The organism is Chryseobacterium jejuense, from assembly GCF_900100075.1.
Lineage (GTDB): Bacteria > Bacteroidota > Bacteroidia > Flavobacteriales > Weeksellaceae > Chryseobacterium > Chryseobacterium jejuense.
The window spans coordinates 67050-92745 of the sequence record NZ_FNEG01000001.1 but is presented as its reverse complement, the minus strand read 5'-3'; the positions used below and the strand labels follow the sequence as shown (position 1 = coordinate 92745).

The following is a 25696-nucleotide window of genomic DNA, read 5'->3' as shown; positions in this document are numbered from 1 at the left end:
ATCTTTTATGTTATTTAAATTATTTCATTCCGGTTCTTTCGAAGTTGTAAACTACTTTTACACTTCCTCCTTCAAACGGAACATCTTGCTGAAGAGAAAACTGATCTGTGGTTTGGTTAATTACCGATAAAGTATAACCTGCAATGTTCTGTTTTGCTTTTGTACCTGCAAGAACTTTTTTAAACATAAATGTATCACCATTTTTGATTTCAAACTTGATTGGCTGTGTAATTGCCGGGCAGCTTCCTCCTCCATTCAGAGTGTAAGCACCTGTCCAGTTATTAGGAATTAATCTCCAGTGGCTTCCAACGAAACACTGCGCATCTGCCCCTTCGTCAAAAGGCTTAATTTTATACCCTTTATCGTAGTCTATGCTCACAATCTGCCAATCTCCTTTTAATTTAAGAAAATCTGCTCTTTGATTCTGAGATGTAGCTGCGTTATTCACAGAGGAACAAGACACTGCAAAAAGTGATGTTCCTAACATCCCTGCAAGTAGTAACTTTTTCATTTTGTTGTTTATTATTTTGTTACAATAAAGTTACAAAAAACCGTGCCAAAATTGTATTTAAAAAATAAAAAAATCCGAAAAATTTCGGACTTTTTTATTAGATATTTAAAAATGAATATTTTAACTATTTTTTTAAAGAAAGCAAAACGGCATTATATCACGGTTTTTTCCTTTATATCTCTAAGTTTTCCATTCATAAAATGGATACCATAATCATTTATAAATAATTATTTTTTAACAGCTTTAGTTGCTTTTTTAACAACAGGAGCTTTGCTACCGTTATAGAAGTTATTATAAGCGTATTCTGCTGCTTTTTTCACGTCTATAACCCCTCCTGCTGCAGAAAAATCAGTAAAACCATTAGCTGTGCTCAGGTTGCTTGATTTTTTTAATGACTCAATAATCTGGTCAGGTTTAAGGTTGGGCATATAAGCCAACAGAACTGCTGCTGCTCCCGATACTACCGGAGAAGCCATGGATGTTCCGTCTAAATATTCATACTTACTTCCTTTAACTGTTGAGTAAATTCTTTCTCCCGGAGCAAAAACATCTACCATTTTCTTATTGAAGTTAGAGAAGCTTGCTCTAAGTGCATTGTTATCATTTGTACTTGCTCCTACTACAACAACGTTATTAACAAATGGTTTTTCATCATTAACATTTTTGTAGTTGGTAGGATACGCTAAATGTTCTGCAACATCTTCATTTTCGTTACCTGCTGCTTTTACCAAAAGAACTCCTTTATCTTCAGCATATTTGAAAGCATCCCAAACTACGTTTTTACCTGGAGAAACAGGCTTACCGAAACTCATGTTCAGGATTTTAGCACCATTATCTACGGCATATCTGATGGCATTGGCAACATCTTTATCTCTTTCATCACCATTAGGTACAGCTCTTACCGTCATAATTTTAGCGACTTTTGAAGCAATACCGTGCTGGATTTCTTTGCCTTGAGGAAGTCCTGCAATAATTCCGGCAACGTGAGTTCCGTGTTCTGCATCAGGTCCTTCGTAATGATTATTTCCGTAATTCTTTTCAGAATAATCATCGTAGTTATCACCTACAATTTCTTTTCTTGGATCATATGAAAGGTCGTATTGTTTTGCTGCAGGAGCATAATGATCGATGGCATCCTTCATATCCTTTTTCATTCTCTCTTCAAATTCTGCAGAGGATTTCCCTTTAAAGTCCGGACTTTGAGAAACCTGGCTTAATACTTCCAAAGCAACAGCATCTTTTTGATCAGTAGGCTTCTTAATGGCTGCAATATTTTCTGCTGTTACCGGTTTTCCAGCTAACAGCTTCACCATATTTGGAATCAGCTCATTAATCATCGAATAGGTTCTGAAGTTTTGCTGAGACTCTACACTTTTATTTGTGAAAAGATCCTTGGCTTTCATATACATGGCAAAATCTTCCGGCATTTTAGCCTGATTGGCTTTGTTCTTTGTAGAGTCATCTCCTTCAAACAGAGGTTTGTATTTGGCAACAACTCTTGTTACTTCCATATTGTCGATATCAATATCACCATTTTTCCCTCCTATGAAGTTCCATCCGTGAATATCATCGATATAGCCGTTCCCGTCATCATCTTTGCCATTTCCAGGTACTTCATTAGGATTAGTCCACATATTTTTCACCAATCCCGGGTGATCTACCTGTACTCCACTATCCAAAACTCCTACGATTACCGTTTTAGGCTTCAATCCTTTTGATTCCAGATATTTATATGCATTTTCTGTATTAACACCATACACTTTTGAAGTGGCAAAATCTTTGTGATACCACATCATTAGGTTTTTATCTTCTTTTGAATCAGTACTTTTAGTTTTTGACTCCTGTGCAAAGGAGAATCCTAAACCTGTCAAAAAAACTGCAGCTAATAATACCTTTTTCATATATTGATATTTGTTTTAAAGTCATATACAGCCGTCATCCGTTTTATTCGCAATGAAATTCCGATAGTGACGACTTTCTATTAATGTTTTATATTTTTTATGTAAATAAGTGATTCTGGGCCTTTGTTACAGATAAGATCCAGAACCGATAAATCTTCTAAAAATCCGAATTTGTCTGAGAAAGTCTGATAATAGCTTTCCATTTGAAATTCTGAAGGCTGTTTTGCAGAAAATTTCTCTCTGAAACTAATCCCTTCCGGATTTTTGATATATTCTTCATTCAAAGAGTGTGCCTTTTCTGTTTTCAATATCTGTTGGATGATTTCTAACCCTTTAAGGTTAAAATCTAAAAGGAACTTTTCTTTGAGATCAAAAATCTTTCTAAACTTATCTTCATAATATTCGAAGTAAGGTGAACTCTGATAGGCTGTCTGAATGGATTTCCAGTGAAGGGTTCTCCAATCTTCCCTGTAAGAAATTTCAATATCTTTAAATTCTCTTTTTCCGTTATGATGGATAGGAATAATAAGAGATAATTTTCCGTTAGCCCCATAGATATTGGTTCTGTTTCTATAGGTTTGCTTTGGAAAGTTCTCAAACTGCTCCAATACTACTTCATTTTCAGCATCTAAAAACACTGAAAACCATGAAACCGGCGGCATATAAAATACCGGCAATAAAACATTCTTCATATTCATAATGCAAAAATGAAGTATTTTTTCAAATACTTCATTCTATTTTAAGTTTAATTTTTTTATAGCTCGTCTTCTGTCTTTTTCTTTCTGAATAATTTCACGAAATACTCCCAACCGAAGAATAATATTAAAATCATTGCAGCAATCCACCAATATGAAGTTTTATTGGCTTCGCCTGTATTTGTTGCTTTAAACATTCTATCCCAACGGATTTTGAATGGTGCCTGATACGAAGAACTGCTGTCGGCAAAAGCTCCCTGAAGACTCATCCATGTGAACATTGGTTTTCCAACGATATTTTCTTCCGGGACAAAACCAAAGAATCTTGCATCTAATGAAGCATCTCTGTTATCCCCAACCATCATATAATAATCCTGTTGAATGGTATATTGATTAGCTTCTTTTCCATTGATAAAGATTTTTCCGTTTTTCTTTTCTAAGCTGTTATGCTCATATTCGGAAATAATCCACTGGAACATTGGAAGCGTTTCATTATTGATAGCTACCACATCTCCTTTTTTAGGAATTCTTACAGGTCCGTACCAATCCTGATTCCATGGTTTATTAACAGGGAAGATAGATTGTGTTGTATCGATTTTTGTTCTGACTTCGTCTCTATAAGCTATTGCAGCTTCTCCCTTCACCGAAACATCTTCTTTCATGTCCACTACATGAGGAAGTTCTTTAATATCTTTAGCAATCTTATCTGTAAGACCTTGAAAGGCATAAATAAATCCTCCGTTATTCTGCTGTAATTCCTGTACCGGTAAAAATCCGTACGCTTTATATAATGTAGGAATGTCTAGTTGACCATCAGTTGTAACAATATATCTGTGCTGTACTTCCTGATCTCCTAAAACAGCTTCAGGTTTTCCGTTCACGAAAAGCCTTCCAGCTCTCATTTCAAAAGTATCACCAGCTGTAGCCACACATCTTTTTACATAAGGATCTTTTCTGTCTATTGCTGTATGAACAGAATCCTGAGGATAGTTGAAAACTACTACATCATTTTTCTGAGGTTTATCGAACTGTAGAATTCTTGTATAAGGTAGTTTTACTCCATCTGCATAAGATTTAGGATCATCTTTAGGATTTCCTTTCTCTCCAGTATCCATAATTGTCCCCTGAAGGAATGGTATTGCTAAAGGACGCATTGGAAGTCTGTATCCATAGCTCCATTTATTTACGAAAAGGAAATCTCCCACCAATAAAGTTCTCTCCATGGATCCTGTAGGAATCCCGAACGGCTGGGTTACAAAAACGTGAATAATGGTTGCAAATACTACTGCGAAAGTAATAGATCCCAGAAATGTATCTTTCTTTTTGGCCTCTTTTTCTTCATCGGTAAGATACAGATCATTGGCATTTTCATCCTCCAACTCTACATCTTTAGAATAGTTGATGGTTGCCATGTAGATAAACGGAAGAATCACAGTAAGGATCTGATCCTTGAAAAGTGTTTTTCCGAACTTCTTCACTAAATAAAGATGGAAAACAGACATCATGATTGGCCCTACAATCGGAAGATATGAAAGGACCGCCCACCATTTCGGATGTTTTGTTTCTTTAAGGATAATAAAATAGTTATAGAAAGGTATAAATGCAAATAAAGGGCTATACCCCATTTTCTTAAACAACTTCCATGTTGAAATCCCCATTAACACGGATAAAATGAGGACATACACTGTATACGTTAAAAAATAATTCATAATTTTTTTGTGCCTGTTCTTATGATATAAATGATAAATGATGAGTAATAAATGATAACAGCTTTTCCGCTATTGACAATTCACTATTCATCATTTTCATAATTGGTCTGCAATTTACAGAATTTGTTACAATTAAAGCCCTAAAACGTCCTTCATTCCGAAGTTTCCTTTTTTGTCTTTGATCCATTCGGCAGCTACTACTGCGCCTAATGCAAAGCCATTTCTGTTGAAAGCGGTATGCTTGATCTCAATTTCATCCACTTCACTTCTGTAGAAAACACTGTGAGTTCCCGGAACTTCATCTTCGCGAACAGCAAAAATTCCAAGTTCTTTACCTTCTGTTTCTTCCAGTTTCCAAGCGTCAAATTTTGGATTATTATTGATGATTCCTTCTGCTATAGAGATGGCAGTTCCACTTGGGGCATCTTTTTTATGGATATGGTGAATTTCTTCCAGCTGACAAGAATATTCATTCACATTCTTCATTAGATCAGCCAGTTTTTCGTTGAGAGCAAAGAATAAATTAACACCTAAGCTGAAGTTTGAACCATATAAAAACGCTGTATCATTGTCTACAGCAAGTTTTTCTATTTCAGCTTTTTGATCCAGCCATCCTGTTGTTCCGCAGATTACCGGAATTTTATTTTCTAGACAGGCTTTGATATTGTCATATGCAACTTCCGGTAAGGAAAATTCAATAACAACATCCGGATTGTTAAGATTTTCAGCAGTTGGGGTTTCCTTCAGGCGGGCAACAACTTCGTGACCTCTTTTCTGTGCGATCTCATCAATTATCTTACCCATTTTACCGTAACCAACTAATGCTATTTTCATGTAATCTTTTTTATGTTTATTACTACATTCCACCTTTCGGTTTCGTGTATATATTGTGTGTTAAAATCTATAACTTAAAGCAAATCCTGTTTTTGGAGAATCAAATCCATATTGATCCTGAATCAATGATGGCTTAAAAGTCAAATCAGGGTCATGACGGCTTTCATAAAGATGTGCATCCACTACGGCATCTACAATATTCAATATATAGATCAATCCAGTAATAGCTATTGCATAATCTCTTTGCCTTTTTGCTCTGTCCTGAGCATTTCCTAACGCTCTCTTATCTAGCCAAGGACGGGCATCCACAAACTCATTAGGGGTTCCGTTTAACTTAGCAATATAGTATTCGCGGTATTTCTTGTATTGATTATCATTCCATATGGCAATACCTACTCCTGCTCCCACAGCTCCCCAAACAATTGGAATTTTCCAGTATTTTTTATTGTAAAACTGTCCTAAACCTGGTAATACCGCAGAATATAATCCTGCTCTGGTTGGATTCAGTTTTACTGTAACTTTGGTTGGTCCATTGGCTTTTTCAAGATCTTCAATGATCTTAGCTTCCGTTTTGGTTGGTTTTACCAAAGGAAGTTCCTCTTTCGGAGGTGTCTGTATCCGAACTGTATCAATAGGTGCAACTTGTGAATAAGCCCATGCAGCAATACACAAGAAAAATGTGAAAAATATTTTCTTCATTTATTTAATATGGGATAAAATATATTCCAGCTCTTCTTCATTCTTGAAGTCCAGAACAATTTTACCTTTTTTACCATTTCCAGAAGCCTTGATTTCCACTTTTACATCCAGGATGTCAGCGATAGTCTTCTGGGCTCTTTTATAGTTATTGGAAAGTTCTGCATTTACTTTTTTAGCGGCTGCAGACTTTGGATTTTTTAATGCTGCCGCAGCCTGTTCAGCCTGACGAACATTTAATTTTTCTTTGATGATAAGATCGAATAAAACCTGTTGATCTTCTTCACTTTCAACACTAATGATTGCTCTACCGTGTCCTGCAGAAATTTCACCGCTTCTAATGGCATTCTGAATATCCGGATTCAATCTTAAAAGTCTGATTGAATTGGTAATGGTACTTCTATCCTTTCCTATTCTCTGGCTTAGATTTTCCTGAGTAAGACCGATTTCTTCCAATAGCCTGTGATAAGTAAGAGCAATTTCAATCGCATCAAGATCTTCTCTCTGGATGTTTTCCACAAGAGCCATCTCAAGAAGCTCCTGGTCATTTACCAAACGGATGTAAGCAGGAACCGTTGTTAAACCAGCAATTTTACTTGCTCTGTAACGTCTTTCCCCGGATATGATCTCAAATTTTTCACCGTCTTTTCTTAAGGTAATCGGCTGAATGATCCCTAAGTTTTTAATAGACTGTGCTAATTCTTCTAATGCTTTTTCATCAAAATAAGTTCTCGGCTGCGTTGGGTTCGGATATATATCTTCAAGCGCAACTTCTACAATATTTCCCACAAACTTATCTGCTCCCTCATCGGTAGCGGAATTTACAGTTGCTTTGGATTCTGCACTTAAAATGGCGCCCAAGCCGCGTCCCATAGCTCTTTTTTTGTCCTTCATAGATATAATTGATAAATGATGTTTGGTAAGTGATGGCTAGCATGCACTCATTGGCCATTTATTATTAATTTAATTCTTTATTAAGTTTTCGTTCTTTAAAAGAACTTCTTCAGCTAACTGAATGTACTGAACTGCTCCTTTACTTTCTGCATCATAGTTCAGGATACTTTCTCCGAAGCTTGGCGCTTCACTCAATCTTACGTTTCTGCTGATGATGGTTTCAAAAACCATTTCCGGGAAATGAAGATTTACTTCTTCCACTACCTGGTTAGATAGTCTCAATCTGCTGTCATACATGGTAAGAAGAAGACCTTCTATTCCAAGATCTTTATTATGGATCTTCTGAACGTTTTTAACGGTGTTCAAAAGTTTTCCAAGTCCTTCTAATGCAAAATACTCGCATTGGATTGGGATAATCACAGAATCTGCTGCTGTAAGAGCATTCACTGTAATCAAACCTAAACTTGGTGCACAGTCTATGATAATATAATCATAATCATCTCTTACACTGGCTAAAGCCTTTTTCAGCATATATTCACGATCTTCCTTGTCTACCAATTCGATCTCTGCTGCTACCAGATCAATATGTGATGGAATAATATCCAGATTCGGCGTTGCCGTTCTTTTGATACAAACTCTTGTCTCTGCGCTATGCTCCAGTAGATTATATGTGGAATACTGAACATCTTCTACTCCCAAACCAGATGTAGCATTAGCCTGAGGGTCAGCGTCAATGATCAATATTTTTTTTTCCAATACTCCTAATGCTGCTGCTAAGTTTACGGCTGTAGTAGTTTTTCCTACTCCACCTTTTTGATTAGCAATACCTATGATTTTTGCCATTATTAGAACTTTAAGTTTCAAAAATACACTTTTTTCTTTGCTCCCGATAGATGGGGAAAATCAAAATTGAGTTAAAATATTGTTAATAAGCAATTTAGCGATAAAAAAAATTATCCACAAAAAAAAATCTTTGTGGATAACTATTAAAAATTGATTTTTGATATTAATTATCAAACTTCATGGAGATTGGAAATTTGAAGTAACTTCTCACAAATTCACCTTTTTTATTTTTGGCAGGAATCCAGGTTCCTTTGTTTGAAATTGACTTCACTGTTCTGATTGCCTCATTATTAAAATCGGCATTGGTTCCGTTAGCTTTTACCCCTGAAATTGTTCCATCCATTTCTACAATGAATGTAACCGTCGTTTTTACGATGTCTTCTGATTCAACTCCTGAACCATCGAAGTTATTCATGACTTTATTTCTGAAAGAGTCTATTCCGCCTTTGAAATTGGCTTCTACCCCAAGTTCTCCAGCTTCTACAATTTTATTTTTATCCACCGGCTCCTGAATGGTTGGTGGCGGCGTATTAATTACCGGCCCTGTAGGTGCGGTTGTTGGTACATACGTATTTTGAGGTACTACATCGCCTTTAAAATCATTTTTAAAGCCAGCTACAGCGTCATCTGGAATGGGATCATTCTTTACATTATCCTGAGCATTTCTTGATGGTGTAGGCACTGTACTGTCAAATGTTTTTGTATCTGGAGCAGTTGCTGGTTTTACAGGTGTAATCGTCACGGGAGGTATTACCTCTGGAGTATCTACATCCTGAATGTTAATTGGTCCAATACCACAAGTAGTTTGCTGGATAACCGGAGCTTTGAATGCAGAAATTACAGCTGGCGTAATGGATACAGCAGCCATTAGGCTTGCTCCTATAAAAAGTGCTTTGGTTAGTATTCTATCTGATTCGTTTCTTAATACATAGGCACCGTATTCTTTGTTGCGGTGTTCAAAAAGAACTTCGTTAAAACGAAATTCCTGGTTCTGATTCTGGTGTTTCATCACTATTACTATTTAAACTGTTAAAAAATGTGATTATTAGTTCTGTTAGTTCTTATCGATAAGCAATGTTTCAATATCAAAAGATTTGCCAGAATTTTACCAAAACAACATAATATTATAAAATTTTATGAAAATGTTTAAAATTTAACATTTCAAATAGTAAAAATATACACCTAAAATTCATCAAAGTATTGGATTATGTAAAAATCATCAACAGCATAATCAATGGTATTAATAATGCCAGCGCATTGATGATAATGAGAATAACTGAACTGATCTTTGCTCTTTTATAACTTTTAGCAGCAAAATAAATACCGGCAACACTAAATAATAAGCTGCAAACAATAAACAATTTCAATAGAAAATTATTATGAAGATCTATTGGAAATCCTAAATAAACACCTATTAAAACAGCATATGCAATAGTAAAGTATAAGCTTATTACAATATTGTTCATTGTAGATTGGGGCACTCTATTATTTTCCATTTGATTCATATATTAAGATTTAAATATAACGGTTTTCATTAACATCAATATTTTGATAGTACATTATTATCCGTATTATCCATGTCAAGGTTTTGAACCTTGACATGGATAGCCAACAAAAAAAGAGACTATCCAATGATAGTCTCTCTGTTATTATATAGTCTAAGAATATTAGAATAATTCTTTTCTGATGATGTTCTGACTTCTTTCAGGACCTACAGAAACTAAGTATACATTAATTCCTAAGTATTTCTCGATAAACTCGATGTATTTCTGAGCATTGTCAGGAAGTTCATCGTAGCTTCTAGCTTTTGTGATATCTTCCGCCCAACCTGGTAAATCCTGGTAGATTGGCTCATAGTTGTATAACTTCTCTGTTGACGAAGTAAAGTAATCGATAATTTTTCCGTCTTCAGTTTTGTAATGCGTAACGATTTTAAGGTTTTCAATTCCTGTAAGAACGTCTAGTTTAGTAATCACAAGGTTATTGATTCCGTTAATCATACAAGCATGCTTTAAAGAAACAAGGTCTAACCAACCAGTTCTTCTTGGTCTCCCTGTAGTTGCTCCGAATTCACCTCCGATCTGTCTGATTTTCTCACCCAGTTCGTTATCTAATTCAGATGGGAAAGGTCCGTTTCCTACTCTTGTACAGTATGCTTTTGCAACACCAATCAGGTTTTGAAGTGATGTTGGTGGAACTCCTGCTCCTGAACAAACTCCTCCTGTAGATGGAGAAGATGAAGTTACGTATGGATACGTTCCGAAATCGATATCAAGCATTAATGCCTGTGCTCCTTCAAATAAAACGTTTTTACCGTCTCTAATCGCTTCGTTAAGCTCTAATTCAGTATCAACGATTCTATCCTGAAGCTGCTTTCCGATCTCTAAATATTCATTGTAGATTTCTTCAACGTCTAAAGCTGGTTTTCCGTAATATTTTTCAAAAAGAGAGTTTTTAACTTTTAAGTTTTTCTCAATTTTATCTCTTAAAATCTCAGGGTTTAATAGATCAACCATTCTGATCCCGACTCTTGCAATTTTATCTTCATAACAAGGTCCGATTCCTTTTTTGGTGGTTCCGATCTGAGTTCCGCCGTGTTCCTCTTCACGGTAAGTATCCAAAAGGATGTGGTAAGGCATGATAACATGCGCTCTTCTGCTAATAAAAATGTGATCTGTTCTCAAGTTTTTACTCTCGATCTGACCAACTTCTCTAATAAAAGACTTAGGGTTTACCACTACTCCGTTCGCAATGATACATTTCCCTTTGCATTGAAGAACTCCTGAAGGAAGAAGGTGTAGAACGAATTTTTCTTCACCAACATAAACCGTGTGACCTGCGTTGTCTCCCCCTTGGAAACGTACTACATAGTCTGATTTTGCTGATAAAACATCCGTGATTTTACCTTTACCTTCATCTCCATACTGAAGACCTACAACTACATAAGTTGACATATTTTACTTTTGTTTTAAGATTCGTGCAAAATTACTTTTAAAAAAAATGACAGCCAAATTATAGGGGAACTTATTTTTGGAGTGGGTGAAAATCATAAGACTAAAACATAGAAATAATTATCTGTATTGAGTAATTAACACAGCATGGAATACACCTCAAATATAATTTACAGAAAGAGTTCAGAGCTTATCAAATAAGGAATAAAGTTACAACTCTAGAAGATAAGTTTCCTTTTATATTTATTCAAAATAGTTTATATTTACTATAAGATAAACTTACAATGAAATCTAAAATACTCTTCTTGTTTCTGGTAATCCCCATATTTTGTTTAAAAGCACAAGATAAAGTGCAAGAATATTTAGGAATACCCGGGCCTATCAACATAGGACAAAAGGTTTATAATTTGGCTTGGAGCTCACATCCCAATGATGTGTACTTCAAACAAGAGTATATAGAACCCAAGGAAAACATTAACAAATACAATAGCATGGTCCTGATTGACTTTGTAAAAGGAGAGTTTAAACTTAAGGAAGTTATTGACCATAAAATAACTGAGCTTGAAGAAATGAAAAAAAATAATCCGATTGTCAATTACCAAGTTCTTGAAAAGGATGGAGAATATATTTTAGACTTTTTAATTAGTGAGAACTCGAAAGATGGAAAGGAAATCCTAATCGCTGAAAGGAATGTCTACCGTTACAAAATCGTTACGAATAGTAAAAATAATGGACTTTTACTTTTCGCTATAAGCCAAAGAGGGTATAAAGAAAATATGGATCAATTTTTCAAAAACTTAAAAACTAATTCTTCTCAATTAATTGAAGCGGTAGGAAACTATAAAATCCCTGAAATCAAAATCAAATAATATTTAAACATTCTTTATGGCTTCATTCCGAACATCAGCATATCTACCATCAAAAATAAACAGTGAGTCCCAGCTTTTCTACAATCTGTTTACTCCAGAAACCGCAAAAGCCACCCTCCTCATCGTACACGGCATGCAGGAACACAGTGGAAGGTATACGGAAATAGCAGAATATTTTGCTAATCATGGAGTTGCTGTCATCACCTATGACCATTTGGGCCACGGAAAATCTGTAAAAGATAAAAACGAGATTGGTTTTTTCCAGCTTAACAAACCAGATGAAAGACTGATTGTTGATGCAGAAATGATAGCAGACCATCTTGCAGAACAATATCCAGATATTCCTCATTTTATTATGGGACATTCTATGGGATCATTTATTACCCGTTGTCTTCTTCAGAAAGCCAGCAGTAAATTTACAGGAGCTATTATAACCGGAACCGGTGGTCCTTTACCGGGAATTGATGCATTAAGAGGCTATTTGTCATTAGCCAATAGGATTGCACCCCATCATCGTACTTTTTTAAATTCTGTTTTTACTAAGGTTAACAATAAGAAATTTAAAAAGGATAAAGACTTTGGTGATACGAGCTGGCTCAGCATTAATCCTAAGAACAGAAGAGCTTTTGAACAGGATAATTTGTGTGGAATTCCTTTTACACACAATGCTTTTTATACCCTGTTTACGGTTTATAAAAGAGCAACGACAAGAAATTGGGCAGCTTCTATTTCTCCATCATTTCCTTTTCTGTTTGTAAGTGGACAAAATGATCCGATTGGAGATTTTAGTAAAGGAGTAATGCTTACCGTCAACCACTTAAAGGCTGATGGATTTCAGGATGTGGATGCAAAGATTTATCCGGAAATGCGTCATGAGATTTTAAATGAGGAGATACGGGAGCAGGTGCTGAGTGAGATTTATGATTGGATGTTGAAGCATTGTAGATAAGCTCTCGCAGATTTTGCTGATTTAGCAGATTTTCTTGTTAAGCAAGAGCTATTTATATCTATTTCTGGTCTAATTTTATCTACCACTGGTTTCAATCCATTCTGAGAAAGGTTTCCGGTAGGTTTCTCCTACAGTGACAAAGTCCTGGTTTCTCATCTGGATTCTGTTTCCTTCAATGACTTTGATTTTATCAGTCGCGATGATGTAAGACCTATGAATACGCATAAACCTGTTTTCCGGAAGTTTCTCTAAGATATCTTTCATATTTTCCAGCACCATGATTTTATCGTTGATGGTATGAATTCTGATATAATCTTTCAATCCTTCAATATAAATTATTTCATCAAAGGCTATTTTGTAGTATTTTCTGTCTGATCGTACAAAAAGATGATCCATCTGCGGCTCAGGAATGAATGCTTGCTGCCATTGTATAAATTTCTGAACTCCCTGATAAAAACGATTGAAAGTAATGGGCTTCAGTAAAAAATCTACCACATGAAAATCAAAAGCTTCCAACGCATATTCAGCATAGGCCGTGGTGACAATAAAATTATGATTCTTATTGAACATTTTCATCATTTCAATTCCTGTAAGTTCAGGCATCTGAATATCAATAAAAATAAGGTCTATATTTTCTGAACCCAATAATTTCATCACTTCATACACATCACTTCCGGCATAAATGATATTCAGCAGATCCGTTTTTATGGCATAATCATTCAAAAGCCTTACTGCAAAGGGTTCATCATCAAGGATAATACAATTGATCTTTTGTTTCATGAAAGTTGAATTTGTATGAGTGCTTTAAATTTATTTTCAAGACGGATGGTTTCCAGTTTATATTTACCATGATACAGCATATCTAACCTGTTTTTAAGATTATCAAGACCGATGCCGCCCAATTTATCCGTTTTTTTATTTCCTATGGAATTAATGACTTCAAAATTCAGACTTTTATCATCAGAAATTATATTGATTCCAATGGGATCTTTTTCTGAATAAGCCCCATGTTTTAAGGCATTTTCTATTAATGGTGACAGAATATACGGTGCTATTCTTTGTTTTTCATCTTTAATTCCAGACTGCCATTTTACGATATTATTTTCATAATGTCTTAATTCTTCCAGTTCTATATAAGCTTTTATATAATCCAGCTCTTCAGACAGGGCGATATGTTCTTTTTGAGCCTCATAAGTGGTAAAACGCATAATACTGCTCAGTTTTTCAATAGCAGAAAGAGATTCCGGAGATTGAAAATGAACCATTGAATAGATATTATTCAAAGTATTGAAAATAAAATGGGGATTGATCTGCGCTTTAAGGAATTTGATCTCCGTATTTTTCTGTTCTTCCAGAATCACTTTATTATATTCCAGCAACCGTATCACATGAACAATTAACCATAAAAATGAACTAAAAATAATGGGTTTGCTAGTGTAGGCTAGGTTATCTAAAAGATAGCTTCCTAAGACCGGGTTTGTGTAATTCACCTTCCCTAGCCACCAATCTGTCAGAATCTGTTCAATCACAAATCGGGTTAATGTAAAGAAAAGATAAGTAATGATAATTCCTGCTAATAGTTTTATCCATTTAAAATCCTTGAAAATTCTTGGCATCACCACAACATAATTGAAATAAAAGGTTAGCACAAAAACTATAGTATAAGTTTTAAAGAATAGATCCAGTTCCGGTATTTCGAAAGAAAGCGGCTTGCCCACTAGCATAAAGTACAGAGTCAACAGCCAAAATAAGATGTGCAGACCAGCCTCAGTCTTTTTATTCAGATATAGTCTTCCCATATCGGTTATTATTTTTTTTGTAAAAATAGGTTTTTATGGAAAAGCTCCATACCGGGTTGGTCGACAAAAATCCAGGGAACGTCGATAAAATTGGTTTCAGGTTGCTCAAAGCTGCAGTTTTGCTGAAAAATAAAGACAAAAATTATGAAAACTTTACTTCTTCCAGCTCTACTTCTTTTAGCCCTAAACACAATGAATGCTCAGGAAAAAGAAACTACCAATGAAACTTCTTTAGAAACTGTTGTGATAAAAAAGCAGAAAAAAATTATTGAAAGAAAAGTAGACCGTTTGATTTATAATGTTGAGAATTCTACAGCTTCAACAGGTGGGAATGCTTTGGATGCTTTAAAATCTGCTCCAATGGTGAGAGTTCAAAATGAAGCAATTTCCATCGTTGGCAAGGGTGAAGTTCTGATTATGATTGATGACCGTCTTCAAAAAATTCCGGCAAGTGAGGTTGCTGCTTTCCTGAAAACCATTCCTTCAGATAATATTAAAAGTATTGAAGTCATCACTTCTCCACCAGCAAAATATGAAGCGGAAGGAAACAACGGCATTATCAATATTAAACTTAAAACAGCCAAAAGCAATTCATGGAATGCCAGTGTAGGAACCAATTATACCCAAAGGTTCTATGCTGGTAACGGTGTTCAGGGAATGTTTAATTATAACCATGGGAAACTTTCTCTACAATCTTCCGTGTATGTGGAACAGCAAAAATTCCGTTCCAATTCTCAAACCAACACTTATTATCAAAATGAATTATGGTCTATGGATACACAGAGTATCAGTAAGAATAAAAATCTGGGTATCAGTTTAGGGGCTGATTATAAAATCACAGATCAATGGACTACCGGAGTAAAATATTTGGGAAGTTTCAGCACCGAAAACGGTTCAAGTTCACCACTTACATCAAGAATGAATTATCAGAATTCTCAACCTAATTCGTTCATTTCTTCTGACACTGAGTCATCCAACAAACCTAATATTAACAGTTTAAACTGGTTTAATACCATAAAAATGGACAGTGCTAAAACGGTACTGACCACAGATTTTGATTTCTTTGAGTATAAAAAAGATGATGCAAGGGATTTCTATGGCAGTGAACTTGATGCCCACATGCAAACGCTTCCCGGCACTTATTTTTCAGCATTGAATTCCAATCTGAATAAAATTCACAACTATTCAGGAAAAGCTGATTTGGAAACCAAATTATCCTGGGTTGATCTTAATTTTGGCGGTCGTTTTTCTTTTACCCGTACTGACAATAATTTTTCAGCATACGATAAAGAAACAGGAACAACAGTACTTAATACTGACCAATCCAACACGTTCATTTATAAGGAATACAATGAAGCTTTATATTTTTCATTGAGCAGAAAATTTAACAGTCAATGGGAAGCTAAACTTGGATTACGTGCTGAGGCTACGCAAACAATCGGGTTTTCTGAGAACCGCAACCAGACTGATAAGAATGATTATATCAAACTATTCCCAACAGCTTATCTTACGTATACCATGAATAATAATCATTCTTTTTCATTGAATTATAACAGAAGAATAAGACGTCCGGATTTTGATTATCTGAATCCGTTTGTTGTACGAACCAGTCCGTTTTACTATTCTGAAGGAAATCCTTATCTGAAACCTTCTATTATTGACAATCTGGAGTTTTCTTATATCAAGGGGCAAAAATGGACATCTTCATTGTATTATTCCAAAGTTTCAGATTTCGGACAGGCTTTGTCTATCTTAAATCCTGAAACAAACGTTACCAGAAATACTCCTATGAACTATGCTGATACTTACCAGATAGGTTTTTCAACCTCTTATAATTTCAGCAGTGTAAAATGGTGGAACAGCTTTTCAGGATTTAATGTTAATTATCAGAATGTAAAATCTAAAGTTCCTTACACCGCCTCTATTGATGGTTATAATGCTTATCTGTACAGCAACAATGATTTTACCCTTAACAAGAAAAAAACAGTTTCTTTAAGTGTTAACTATGGTTTACAGCTTCCGGGCAGATACCAGATCTTCCATATTTCTACAATGAATATTCTGGATGTGACTATAAAAGTGTTATGTCTTGACAAAAAGTTTTCGGTATCTCTTACCGGAACTGATCTTCTGAACAGCCAAAGACCTTTGATCTCCTATCAGTCTAATGGGATTGATACCAACTTCAGAAATAATAATTATACAAGAGGATTCAGGCTTTCATTAAGCTATAGATTCGGGAATAATGATATGAAATCAAAGGATAGAAATTTTGGTAATGAGGAGGAAAGAAATAGGATGAATCAGTAAGTTTTTTTATACTCACGCAGATTACACAGATTTCGCAGATGTTTATGGATATATTTTTCTTCTGCATGATCTTTGATAGTTTTTCTATGCTGAGATTCTTCATTACGCGTTTGAACTACGTTCGCAGACCTTCAGTCTGTATTCAAAATGACAGAGGACAATTTCACTAATTTACCAGATATATCCATTGGTAAAATATCGATTGGAGTTTTTGTTAAGATTCCTTCGCTTCGCTCGCAATGACGTATTCAATAATTTTATATTTTTGAATCTCATGTTTTAAAATAATGAACAGAATTGATCGACTGATTTCCGTGCTTACTACCTTACAATCTAAAAAGTTTGTAACCGCTGATTATATTGCTGATAAATATGAGATCAGTATCAGAACGGTTTACAGAGATATTAAGGCTTTAGGAGAAATTGGAGTTCCTATTGATTATGAACCACAGAAAGGTTATACGGTTTTACAAGGCTTTTTCCTTCCACCTGTTCTTTTGACCTCAGATGAAGCTAATGCACTCATCATGATGGCTAAGCTTTCAGAGCGCTATACGGATAAGACGACACAGAAGAATGTCTCCAATGCGATAGATAAAGTAAAATCTGTTCTACGGTATACCGAAAAAGAAAAAGCAGATCTGCTACAGAAAAAGATTGGTATTTATGTTTCTCCTGAGACCGATCATAGTAAAGATTATCTTACCATCATCCAGAATGCTATTGTTGATAAGCAGATTTTAAAAATAAGCTATCTCAACAATTCCAATGAAGCCATTGAAAGAGAAATTGAACCTATTGGAATGAGTTTTTACACCAACCAATGGCATCTGATTGCATGGTGCTGGAAGAGAAAGGAATACCGGGATTTTAAGGTTTTACAGATTCAGGAATTGAAGAATATGAGGCTACCATTCAAAAAAGAGGTACATTTTACTCTTGAGGAATATATTAATTCATTGACGTAGAAGGTTGGAAGCTGGAAGAGGGAGGCTGGAGGTTTCTCTTAGACATCCTACTTCTGTAGATTATTCTAATTACTAGTTTGAATAAATAGGCTTTAGATCTAATACCTTGCAATCATAACTCCCCTAGCTCCCTAACTTTTAAATAAAAAAACAGACTGACATAAGGTTGACAGTTGCCCTATTTACTTTTGTCCAAAATATAATACAACATGGATAAAGTATACAAAAATTGTCAGAGCTGCGGAATGCCTCTGAAAAAATCACCTAATGGAGGCGGAACCAATGCTGACGGTTCTATCAGCACAAAATATTGTGATTACTGTTATGAAAAAGGGCAATTTAAACAATCAGATATCACAGCAGCGGAAATGCAGGAATTTGTAAAAAACAAAATGAAGGATATGGGGTTTCCCGGTTTTCTGGCCGGCTTATTTTCAAAAGGAATTCCTAAATTAGAACGCTGGAAAAATTAAAACCAATCACCATGACTATAGAAGAACTTTTTAAAGACAAAGCCTCCAAAGCAAAGGAAAAAACAGAGATCATCAGCAAATGGATCATTGAGACTTCCTTACCAACAGATGAACTAATCGCTTTTGCAGAAAAAGCGAAAGATCCCATAAAAGGAACCTGCATAGAAGCCATGGAGTATGCTACCAAGCAAAATCCTAACCTGGCAGATGAAACCGTATTCACATTCGTTACAAATACCCTTACTGAAAAGGCACCCAGAATAAAATGGGAAAGCGCCAAAGTGATTGGTAATACTGCTCAACTATTTCCGGAAAATCTGGATCTGGCTATCGCTAATCTGATAGCAAACACAGAACACGAAGGAACTGTTGTCCGTTGGAGCGCTGCTTTTGCATTGGGAGAGATATTGAAGCTTAAAACACCACACAATACTACTCTTCTTCCAACTCTTGAAAATATCAGTGAAAAAGAGGAAAAGAACAGCATCAAGAAAATTTACCTGGAAGCGATTAAGAAAACAAAGAAATAATTTTTTGAATTAATAGATATAAAATATCCCGGACGTTATTTCCGGGATATATTTTTTAGGTTTGGGCTAAAGCCCATGGAATTTCATTATCTATTTCAAAGCGGGCTAAAGCCCACTTCTATTGAATTTACAAGGTATTGATATAATCTCTCGCAGATTTTTCAGATAAGGCAGATAATAATCCATAATCATCTGCGAAATCCGCGTAATCTGCGAGAAATAAATTATTGCAGCATCACTTCTCTGCCGACCCCAATCACTTCAAGAAAAACTTCATCATGCGAGATCACCAGCAGTGTTCCTTTATAATCTTTAATAGAGTTTGTTAGAATTTCTATATTCTGTAAATCCAGATTATTGGTTGGCTCATCAAGAATCATCATATCCGGAGCTTTATTACTGATGCACAATCCGCATAGAAGTAATCTCAGCCTTTCTCCTCCACTCAGAACACCACATTTTTTATCCCATGTTTCTTTACTGAATATAAATCGGGACAGCAATGTTTTCACTTCCGATTCCTGTAAAGTACTATCATTGAACGTTTGTACAAAATCATACAAAGTCAGCTCATTATCAATTAATGAATATTCCTGATCAATATAAATACTGTTGAACTCAGCACAACTTATATTTCCTACTGAAGATTTTATACTTCCCAAAAGAAGCTTTATCAATGTTGTCTTTCCTGAACCATTGGATCCTTTTATGGAAATTCTGTCGCCACTTCTTATTTCAAGATCGAGATTTTCTTTCCAAAGCTTTTCTTCTCCATAGCTAAAATTAATATTCTCTGCTGTAATCAAAATCTTGCCGGAATGTAACCCGGAATCATTGAAATTCACTTTCATCTGATCTGAATTCCTGACAGAAGAGCGTAAGTCTCTTAAATCTCCTGAAATTCCACTGATCTTTTCCGCATGTACACTTTTCAGTTTTGAGGTATTTTTTTCAGCATTGTTGCGAAGGGTATTCATCATAATTCTGGCCACTCCGGACTTTTCCTGTTTTTGCTTCCCTCTGGCATCAAGTTTCTGTTTCCGTTCTATGGTTTCTCGTTCCTTCTCTTTTGCTTTTTTCAACGCCCGTTCCTTGGCGTGAATATCATTTTGTAAGGCTTCGTCTTCTACTTCTTTCTGTTCTGAGTAGAAATCGTAATTCCCACCATATGTAGCAATTCCCTGATTGCTTAGTTCAAAAATTGTATCTACAAGATTCAGTAACATTCGGTCATGGCTTACAATCACAACGGTGACACTTACTTTTTCAATAAGATCATACAATAGTTTTCTCCCTTCCAGATCAAGGTGATTGGTGGGTTCATCCAAAATAATAACATCTGGTTGATTGATCTGAATTCCTGCAAGAAAAACCTTGGTCTTCTGTCCGCCGCTTAAGCCCTCTAATTTTTGGTTTAAATCAAAATCCTGAAGATTCCAGTGTTGTAATGCGTTTTGACAACGTTCTTCAATATCCCAGTCATCATTTAGAGTTTCAAAATAGTGTTCATCTACTTCCCCATTGGTAATTTTTTCAAGGGCAAAAAGTTTTTGGTCTATATCCAGGCACTCTGCAATGGTTAAATGATTAAAATTTCCGAACATTTGAGGAACATAGAAAATTTCTCCCTGAATATTTTTTGCTCCCTCTAATGGTTGTAATTCGTTCGCTATGATCTTCAGCAGAGTAGATTTCCCCATGCCGTTGCTTCCTACCAAAGCTGATTTGGTATGAGATGGTATTGTTAAGTTGATATGATTAAAAAGGAGGTCTCCTCCCGGAAACCCAAAGGATAAATTTTGCAGTAAAATCATGATTTCTTTCTTAATAAAGGTTAAACACCGGCAACTCATTGGTTACCGCTTCATTGAATCTGAAAGAAATTATATCCTACATGTCTGTATTTATGGGTTTTGAAAGAACAAATATAGTATAAATCCATGATTAAACACAAAAAGATTTTAATGAAAAATCAAAAATCCGTAACTTTGCCAACTACTAAAAATTTTTATGGAAAGTATTAAAGTTCACGACAAAACTTTCGTTCCTTATTTAAAGGATGCCGAAATTCAGGAAATTGTAAAAGAGACAGCATTAAGAATTTATGAAGATTACAAAGACGAAGTTCCTGTTTTCATTGGTGTTTTGAATGGGGTTATCATGTTCTTCTCAGATCTTTTAAAATATTATCCTGGGGAATGCGAAATCGCTTTCCTACAAATGAGTTCTTACGTAGGAACTGAGTCTACAGGGATTGTTTATCAAAAAATGGAGCTTACAAAAGATGTGAAAGACCGTCACATTATTCTTGTAGAAGATATTGTTGATACAGGAAACACCGTTGAAAGTCTTTTCAAATATTTCCAGGAAACACAGCGTCCTAAATCTGTAAAATTAGCTAGTTTCTTACTGAAACCTGAGATTTACAAGAAGGATTTCAAACTGGATTATATTGGAAAAGAAATTCCAAATAAATTTGTTCTGGGTTATGGATTGGACTATGATGAGTTGGGAAGAAACCTACCTAATTTGTATCAATTAGAAGACGGACAAATTAATCATTAAAATGCCTATAGCTATTAGCTACTGGCTTTTAGCTTTAAATATTAAATCGAAATAAAGTAAAATATTAACTAAATAAAGCTAAAAGCAAAAAGCGGTTGCTAATTGCCGGAAGCGAAACAACATTATGATAAACATAGTTCTGTTCGGCCCTCCAGGAAGTGGAAAAGGAACACAAGCTCAGAATCTAATCGAGAAATTCAATCTAAAGCAAGTTTCAACAGGTGATCTTTTCAGATACAACATGAAAAATGACACTGAACTTGGGAAACTGGCTAAGTCTTACATCGATAAGGGAGAATTGGTTCCGGATCAGGTAACAACAGATATGCTGATTGACGAGATCAGAAAACCTACCAACACCAATGGTTTTATCTTTGATGGATATCCAAGAACTACTGCTCAGACAGAAGCGTTGGAAAAAATCGTTAAAGAAGAACTTAATGATGAGATTGACATTTGTCTTTCATTAATCGTAGAGGATAAAATTTTGGTGGAAAGACTTCTGAAAAGAGGAGAAACCAGTGGTAGATCAGACGACAGCAATGTAGAGATCATCGAAAACAGAATTAAAGAATATTATACTAAAACAGCAGAAGTAGCTGAACTTTACAAGCAACAAGGTAAATATGTTGAAGTAAACGGCGTAGGAGAAATTAACGAAATTTCCGAGAAACTTTTCGCTGAAGTAGAGAAAATTAAATAATCGAGATTCGGGATACGGGATTCGTATTTTCGTCCCGTAGCTCGCAACTCGTAACAAATACTATATGTCTAACTTTGTAGATTACGTAAAGATCCATTGTAAAAGCGGACACGGAGGTGCTGGTTCTGCCCACCTTCGCCGTGAAAAGTATATTCCTAAAGGAGGTCCCGATGGTGGTGACGGAGGTCGTGGTGGCCACGTTATTATGAGAGGAAATGCTCAGGAATGGACTTTACTTCCGCTTCGATACACCCGTCACATAAAAGCTGAACGTGGTGAAAACGGAGCAAAAAACCAGCTTACCGGTGCTGATGGTTCTGATATTTATATTGATGTTCCCATCGGAACTATCGCTAAAAATGAAGAAGGAGAAATTATCGGCGAGATTCTTGAAGACAAACAGGAAATCATTTTGATGGAAGGAGGAAAAGGAGGAAGAGGAAACGAATTCTTCAAATCTTCTACCAATCAAACTCCAAGATATGCTCAACCCGGAATGGACGGTCAGGAAGGCTATATCGTCTTCGAGCTTAAAATTTTGGCCGATGTAGGATTGGTTGGATTTCCGAATGCCGGAAAATCTACACTTCTAGCTTCTGTTTCTGCAGCAAAACCTAAAATTGCTAACTATGCCTTTACTACGCTTACTCCTAACCTAGGAATCGTGGATTACAGAAATTACAAATCATTTGTAATGGCTGATATTCCAGGGATTATTGAAGGGGCAGCAGAAGGAAAAGGATTAGGACACAGATTCCTGAGACATATTGAAAGAAACTCTATCCTATTGTTTTTAATTCCAGCGGATGCTGAAGATCACTTCCAGGAGTTTAAAATTCTGGAAAATGAATTAAAGGAATATAATCCTGAACTTTTAGATAAAGATTTCATTGTTTCTGTTTCAAAATCCGATCTTTTGGATGATGAACTGAAAAAAGAAATTGCCGCTGAATTCCCAGAGAACAAGCAGCCTTTATTCTTTTCAGGAGTTACCGGAGAAGGCCTTATGGAACTGAAAGATGCTATCTGGAAACAGTTGCATGGATAGTCTCAAAATTTGAGAATTTGATTTTACAATATAAATAAGAGGAGCTGTTTTGTTCCTCTTTATTTTTGCTTGTTATTATGATTTACAGCTTATCATTGAGAGTTTCTCCTTTACCAGAAATTTGATACTCTAACATGGAGTAACCAATTGTTTATAAGCTCATCACAACATTCAATACGTTAACCTTAACAACTTTCATCTCTTGCATACAGGTTATTGAAGCTTAAAATACAATTCTTAAATTTTTAACCTACCTTTGCAGGATGTAATTCTTTCAAACAGAGAGAATTTTTATTTAAATTTTAAAATAATTCATTTGAATTTTACAGACTTAAACTTAATAGAACCTATTGCCAAGGCAATCCAGGAACAGGGATATACGACTCCAACACCCATTCAGGAAAGATCTATTCCTGAAATTTTAGAGGGCAGAGACTTTTTAGGCTGTGCACAAACCGGAACTGGGAAAACAGCAGCATTTGCTATTCCTATTTTACAGAATCTATCTAAAAATAAAATACCGAACAAAAATATTAAAGCCTTAATCCTTACGCCTACCAGAGAATTGGCGATTCAGATTGAGGAAAACATTCAAGCTTACGGTAAATATCTTCCGTTAAAAGAACTTGTTATCTTCGGAGGGGTGAAACAAGGAAACCAAGAAGCTGCTTTGAGAAGAGGAGTTGACATTTTGGTTGCTACACCAGGAAGACTTCTTGACTTCATTGCTCAGGGCATTATCAGCTTAAAAAATCTTGAAATATTTGTTCTTGATGAGGCGGACAGAATGCTTGACATGGGCTTTGTTCATGATGTGAAAAGAATCATCAAACTTTTACCACAAAGAAGACAAACTCTGTTCTTCTCTGCAACGATGCCTGGAGAAATCCAGAAACTGGCTAATTCTATCCTTAACAATCCTGTAAAGGTAGAAGTTACCCCAGTTTCGTCTACTGCAGACACCATAAAACAGTCTGTTTATTTTGTAGAAAAGGATAACAAACTGAATCTTTTATCTCACATTCTGCAAAACGATATTGCAGATTCTGTATTGGTATTTTCCAGAACCAAGCATGGTGCTGATAAAATTGCTAGAAAGCTTCAAAAAGATGAGATTTCTGCAGAGGCTATTCACGGGAACAAATCTCAAAATGCGAGACAGAATGCCCTTAATAACTTCAAATCAGGGAAAACAAGAGTTCTGGTAGCTACTGACATTGCTGCAAGAGGAATTGATATTGATGAACTGAAATTTGTCATCAATTTTGAACTATCTGATGTTTCTGAAACGTATGTACACAGAATCGGAAGAACAGGAAGAGCCGGAGCAGAAGGATCTTCTATTTCTTTTGTAGACGGATTAGATCTTCTTAATCTGAAAAATACAGAAAAGCTGATTGGAAAGAAAATTCCTGTTATCAAAAACCATCCTTTCCATACAGATGATCTTGTAGCACAGAAAAGAGATTCTAACAATAAACCGGCTGCCGCAGGCGCTGATAGATCACAGAAACCGAATAATAATTCCAGGCCCAACAATAATAATAGAAATAAAAAGAAGCCAAAACCTTCTGAAACACCTTCTACTGGATTTAAAAAGCCTAAGAATAAGAGTTTCACCAGAAAAAAATAAAAAAATCCCTTTCATTTTGAAAGGGATTTTTTTTCTGTATATGTTAACTGTTAACAAACAATTTCTTCGCGTTTTCAGTTGTAATTCTGTCTATTTCAGAGAAGTCTTTACCATAAATATCTACCAGTTTTCCAGCAACAAGATCAAGGTATGAACTCTCATTTCTTTTTCCTCTGTGTGGAACTGGAGCCAAATAAGGAGAATCTGTTTCCAATACAATTTTATCCAAAGGAACTTCGCTCAAAAACTGATCTATTTTCCCATTTTTAAACGTCACTACCCCACCGATTCCTAAAATAAAATTCAGGTCAATCGCATGTTGAGCCTGTTCCAGGTTTCCGGAAAAACAATGGAAAATCCCTCTTAATTTGAGGTGTTTTTTTCTTTCCAATACTTCGAATGTTTCATCAAAGCTTTCTCTGGTATGAATTACAATCGGAAGGTCTTTTTCTATAGCCCAATCAATCTGCTGCTCAAAAGCTTTCACCTGAATATCCAAAGTTGATTTATCCCAATACAGATCAATTCCGATCTCTCCTATCGCAGGAAAATGTCTTTGGTCAAGGTAGTTCTTAACGATTTCCAGTTCTTTTTCCCAGGATTCCGGCTTTACATAGCAAGGATGAAGTCCCATCATTGAAAAAATCTGTCCCGGATATTCTGTCTCCAATTGCAACATTTTCTCGTGGGATTCTGAATCTATAGCGGGAAGATAAAATTCTGTGATTCCTTTATCTAAAGCTCTTTGGATAGCTTCTTTTCTATCTTCATCAAATTCTTCTGCGTATAAATGGGTATGTGTATCAATCATTTTA

General features: G+C 35.5%; 25 protein-coding genes. 10 read left to right on the top strand and 15 right to left on the bottom strand.

Going from position 1 to position 25696, the window contains the following annotated elements:
* Positions 1–19: 19 nt before the first annotated feature.
* The 11 genes from BLS98_RS00425 to BLS98_RS00375 form a co-directional block, all read right to left on the bottom strand.
* Complete coding sequence (locus BLS98_RS00425) at positions 20–511, bottom strand: lipocalin family protein (protein WP_089732518.1); 492 nt, start codon at positions 509–511, stop codon at positions 20–22.
* A 227-nt stretch (positions 512–738) separates the two neighbouring features.
* The gene (locus BLS98_RS00420) at positions 739–2412 is read right to left on the bottom strand and encodes a S8 family serine peptidase (protein WP_089732516.1); all 1674 of its coding nucleotides are present in this window, start codon (positions 2410–2412) and stop codon (positions 739–741) included.
* An 80-nt stretch (positions 2413–2492) separates the two neighbouring features.
* Positions 2493–3110: a WbqC family protein gene (locus BLS98_RS00415; RefSeq protein ID WP_394331771.1), complete on the bottom strand. Its 618-nt coding sequence runs from the start codon at positions 3108–3110 to the stop codon at positions 2493–2495.
* A 56-nt stretch (positions 3111–3166) separates the two neighbouring features.
* Positions 3167–4816 carry a signal peptidase I gene (gene lepB / locus BLS98_RS00410; RefSeq protein WP_089732513.1) on the bottom strand — a complete coding sequence of 550 codons (1650 nt, stop codon included), beginning with the start codon at positions 4814–4816 and terminating at the stop codon, positions 3167–3169.
* A 132-nt stretch (positions 4817–4948) separates the two neighbouring features.
* Positions 4949–5650 carry a 4-hydroxy-tetrahydrodipicolinate reductase gene (gene dapB, locus BLS98_RS00405; protein ID WP_089734360.1) on the bottom strand — a complete coding sequence of 234 codons (702 nt, stop codon included), beginning with the start codon at positions 5648–5650 and terminating at the stop codon, positions 4949–4951.
* Positions 5651–5710: 60 nt separating this feature from the next.
* Complete coding sequence (locus tag BLS98_RS00400; RefSeq protein ID WP_089732511.1) at positions 5711–6349, bottom strand: DUF5683 domain-containing protein; 639 nt, start codon at positions 6347–6349, stop codon at positions 5711–5713.
* Positions 6350–7240, bottom strand: a complete 891-nt coding sequence (locus tag BLS98_RS00395; RefSeq protein WP_089732509.1) for a ParB/RepB/Spo0J family partition protein — start codon at positions 7238–7240, stop codon at positions 6350–6352.
* Positions 7241–7309: 69 nt separating this feature from the next.
* Entirely contained in the window at positions 7310–8083 is a 774-nt protein-coding gene (locus tag BLS98_RS00390; RefSeq protein ID WP_089732508.1) for a ParA family protein, read from the bottom strand.
* A 163-nt stretch (positions 8084–8246) separates the two neighbouring features.
* Entirely contained in the window at positions 8247–9092 is an 846-nt protein-coding gene (locus tag BLS98_RS00385; protein ID WP_089732506.1) for a hypothetical protein, read from the bottom strand.
* 196 nt (positions 9093–9288) lie between these two features.
* Complete coding sequence (locus BLS98_RS00380) at positions 9289–9588, bottom strand: hypothetical protein (protein WP_089732504.1); 300 nt, start codon at positions 9586–9588, stop codon at positions 9289–9291.
* A gap of 162 nt (positions 9589–9750) precedes the next feature.
* On the bottom strand, positions 9751–11037 hold the full coding sequence (locus BLS98_RS00375; RefSeq protein WP_068941636.1) for an adenylosuccinate synthase: 1287 nt from the start codon (positions 11035–11037) through the stop codon (positions 9751–9753).
* A gap of 347 nt (positions 11038–11384) precedes the next feature.
* Between BLS98_RS00375 and BLS98_RS00370 the strand changes: the two genes are divergently transcribed.
* Positions 11385–11903, top strand: coding sequence for a hypothetical protein (locus BLS98_RS00370; RefSeq protein ID WP_139166047.1), 519 nt, complete (start codon positions 11385–11387; stop codon positions 11901–11903).
* Between the two features lie 16 nt (positions 11904–11919).
* Positions 11920–12852, top strand: coding sequence for an alpha/beta fold hydrolase (locus BLS98_RS00365; RefSeq protein ID WP_089732500.1), 933 nt, complete (start codon positions 11920–11922; stop codon positions 12850–12852).
* A 75-nt stretch (positions 12853–12927) separates the two neighbouring features.
* Here BLS98_RS00365 and BLS98_RS00360 read toward each other — a convergent pair whose 3' ends face one another.
* Positions 12928–13632 (bottom strand): LytR/AlgR family response regulator transcription factor, encoded by a 705-nt coding sequence (locus BLS98_RS00360; RefSeq protein ID WP_089732499.1) that lies wholly within the window; start codon positions 13630–13632, stop codon positions 12928–12930.
* Complete coding sequence (locus tag BLS98_RS00355) at positions 13629–14651, bottom strand: sensor histidine kinase (RefSeq protein WP_089732496.1); 1023 nt, start codon at positions 14649–14651, stop codon at positions 13629–13631. The genes BLS98_RS00360 and BLS98_RS00355 overlap by 4 nt, the downstream gene beginning before the upstream one ends.
* 144 nt (positions 14652–14795) lie before the next feature.
* Here BLS98_RS00355 and BLS98_RS00350 point away from each other — a divergent pair, with 144 nt between their 5' ends.
* The 4 genes from BLS98_RS00350 (at position 14796) to BLS98_RS00335 (ending at position 18932) form a co-directional block, all read left to right on the top strand.
* Positions 14796–16961: an outer membrane beta-barrel family protein gene (locus BLS98_RS00350; protein ID WP_089732494.1), complete on the top strand. Its 2166-nt coding sequence runs from the start codon at positions 14796–14798 to the stop codon at positions 16959–16961.
* Between the two features lie 287 nt (positions 16962–17248).
* Positions 17249–17929 (top strand): helix-turn-helix transcriptional regulator, encoded by a 681-nt coding sequence (locus tag BLS98_RS00345; RefSeq protein ID WP_089732492.1) that lies wholly within the window; start codon positions 17249–17251, stop codon positions 17927–17929.
* A 209-nt stretch (positions 17930–18138) separates the two neighbouring features.
* On the top strand, positions 18139–18402 hold the full coding sequence (locus tag BLS98_RS00340; protein ID WP_089732490.1) for a zinc ribbon domain-containing protein: 264 nt from the start codon (positions 18139–18141) through the stop codon (positions 18400–18402).
* A gap of 11 nt (positions 18403–18413) precedes the next feature.
* The gene (locus BLS98_RS00335) at positions 18414–18932 is read left to right on the top strand and encodes a HEAT repeat domain-containing protein (protein WP_089732488.1); all 519 of its coding nucleotides are present in this window, start codon (positions 18414–18416) and stop codon (positions 18930–18932) included.
* A gap of 224 nt (positions 18933–19156) precedes the next feature.
* On the opposite strand, the gene BLS98_RS00330 is transcribed toward BLS98_RS00335, so the two are convergent.
* The gene (locus BLS98_RS00330; protein WP_089732486.1) at positions 19157–20746 is read right to left on the bottom strand and encodes an ABC-F family ATP-binding cassette domain-containing protein; all 1590 of its coding nucleotides are present in this window, start codon (positions 20744–20746) and stop codon (positions 19157–19159) included.
* 196 nt (positions 20747–20942) lie between these two features.
* On the opposite strand from BLS98_RS00330, the gene BLS98_RS00325 reads away from it, so the two are divergent.
* The 4 genes from BLS98_RS00325 to BLS98_RS00310 all read left to right on the top strand — a co-directional run bounded on the left by BLS98_RS00325 (position 20943) and on the right by BLS98_RS00310 (position 24881).
* Complete coding sequence (locus BLS98_RS00325) at positions 20943–21497, top strand: phosphoribosyltransferase (protein ID WP_045494079.1); 555 nt, start codon at positions 20943–20945, stop codon at positions 21495–21497.
* 124 nt (positions 21498–21621) lie between these two features.
* Complete coding sequence (locus BLS98_RS00320; protein ID WP_089732484.1) at positions 21622–22200, top strand: adenylate kinase; 579 nt, start codon at positions 21622–21624, stop codon at positions 22198–22200.
* 64 nt (positions 22201–22264) lie between these two features.
* Entirely contained in the window at positions 22265–23248 is a 984-nt protein-coding gene (gene obgE / locus BLS98_RS00315; RefSeq protein ID WP_045494073.1) for a GTPase ObgE, read from the top strand.
* A 316-nt stretch (positions 23249–23564) separates the two neighbouring features.
* Positions 23565–24881: a DEAD/DEAH box helicase gene (locus BLS98_RS00310; protein ID WP_089734357.1), complete on the top strand. Its 1317-nt coding sequence runs from the start codon at positions 23565–23567 to the stop codon at positions 24879–24881.
* A gap of 43 nt (positions 24882–24924) precedes the next feature.
* Here the strand turns inward: BLS98_RS00310 and BLS98_RS00305 are convergent, their stop codons facing one another.
* Positions 24925–25692 carry a TatD family hydrolase gene (locus BLS98_RS00305; RefSeq protein WP_089732482.1) on the bottom strand — a complete coding sequence of 256 codons (768 nt, stop codon included), beginning with the start codon at positions 25690–25692 and terminating at the stop codon, positions 24925–24927.
* Positions 25693–25696 lie beyond the last annotated feature (4 nt).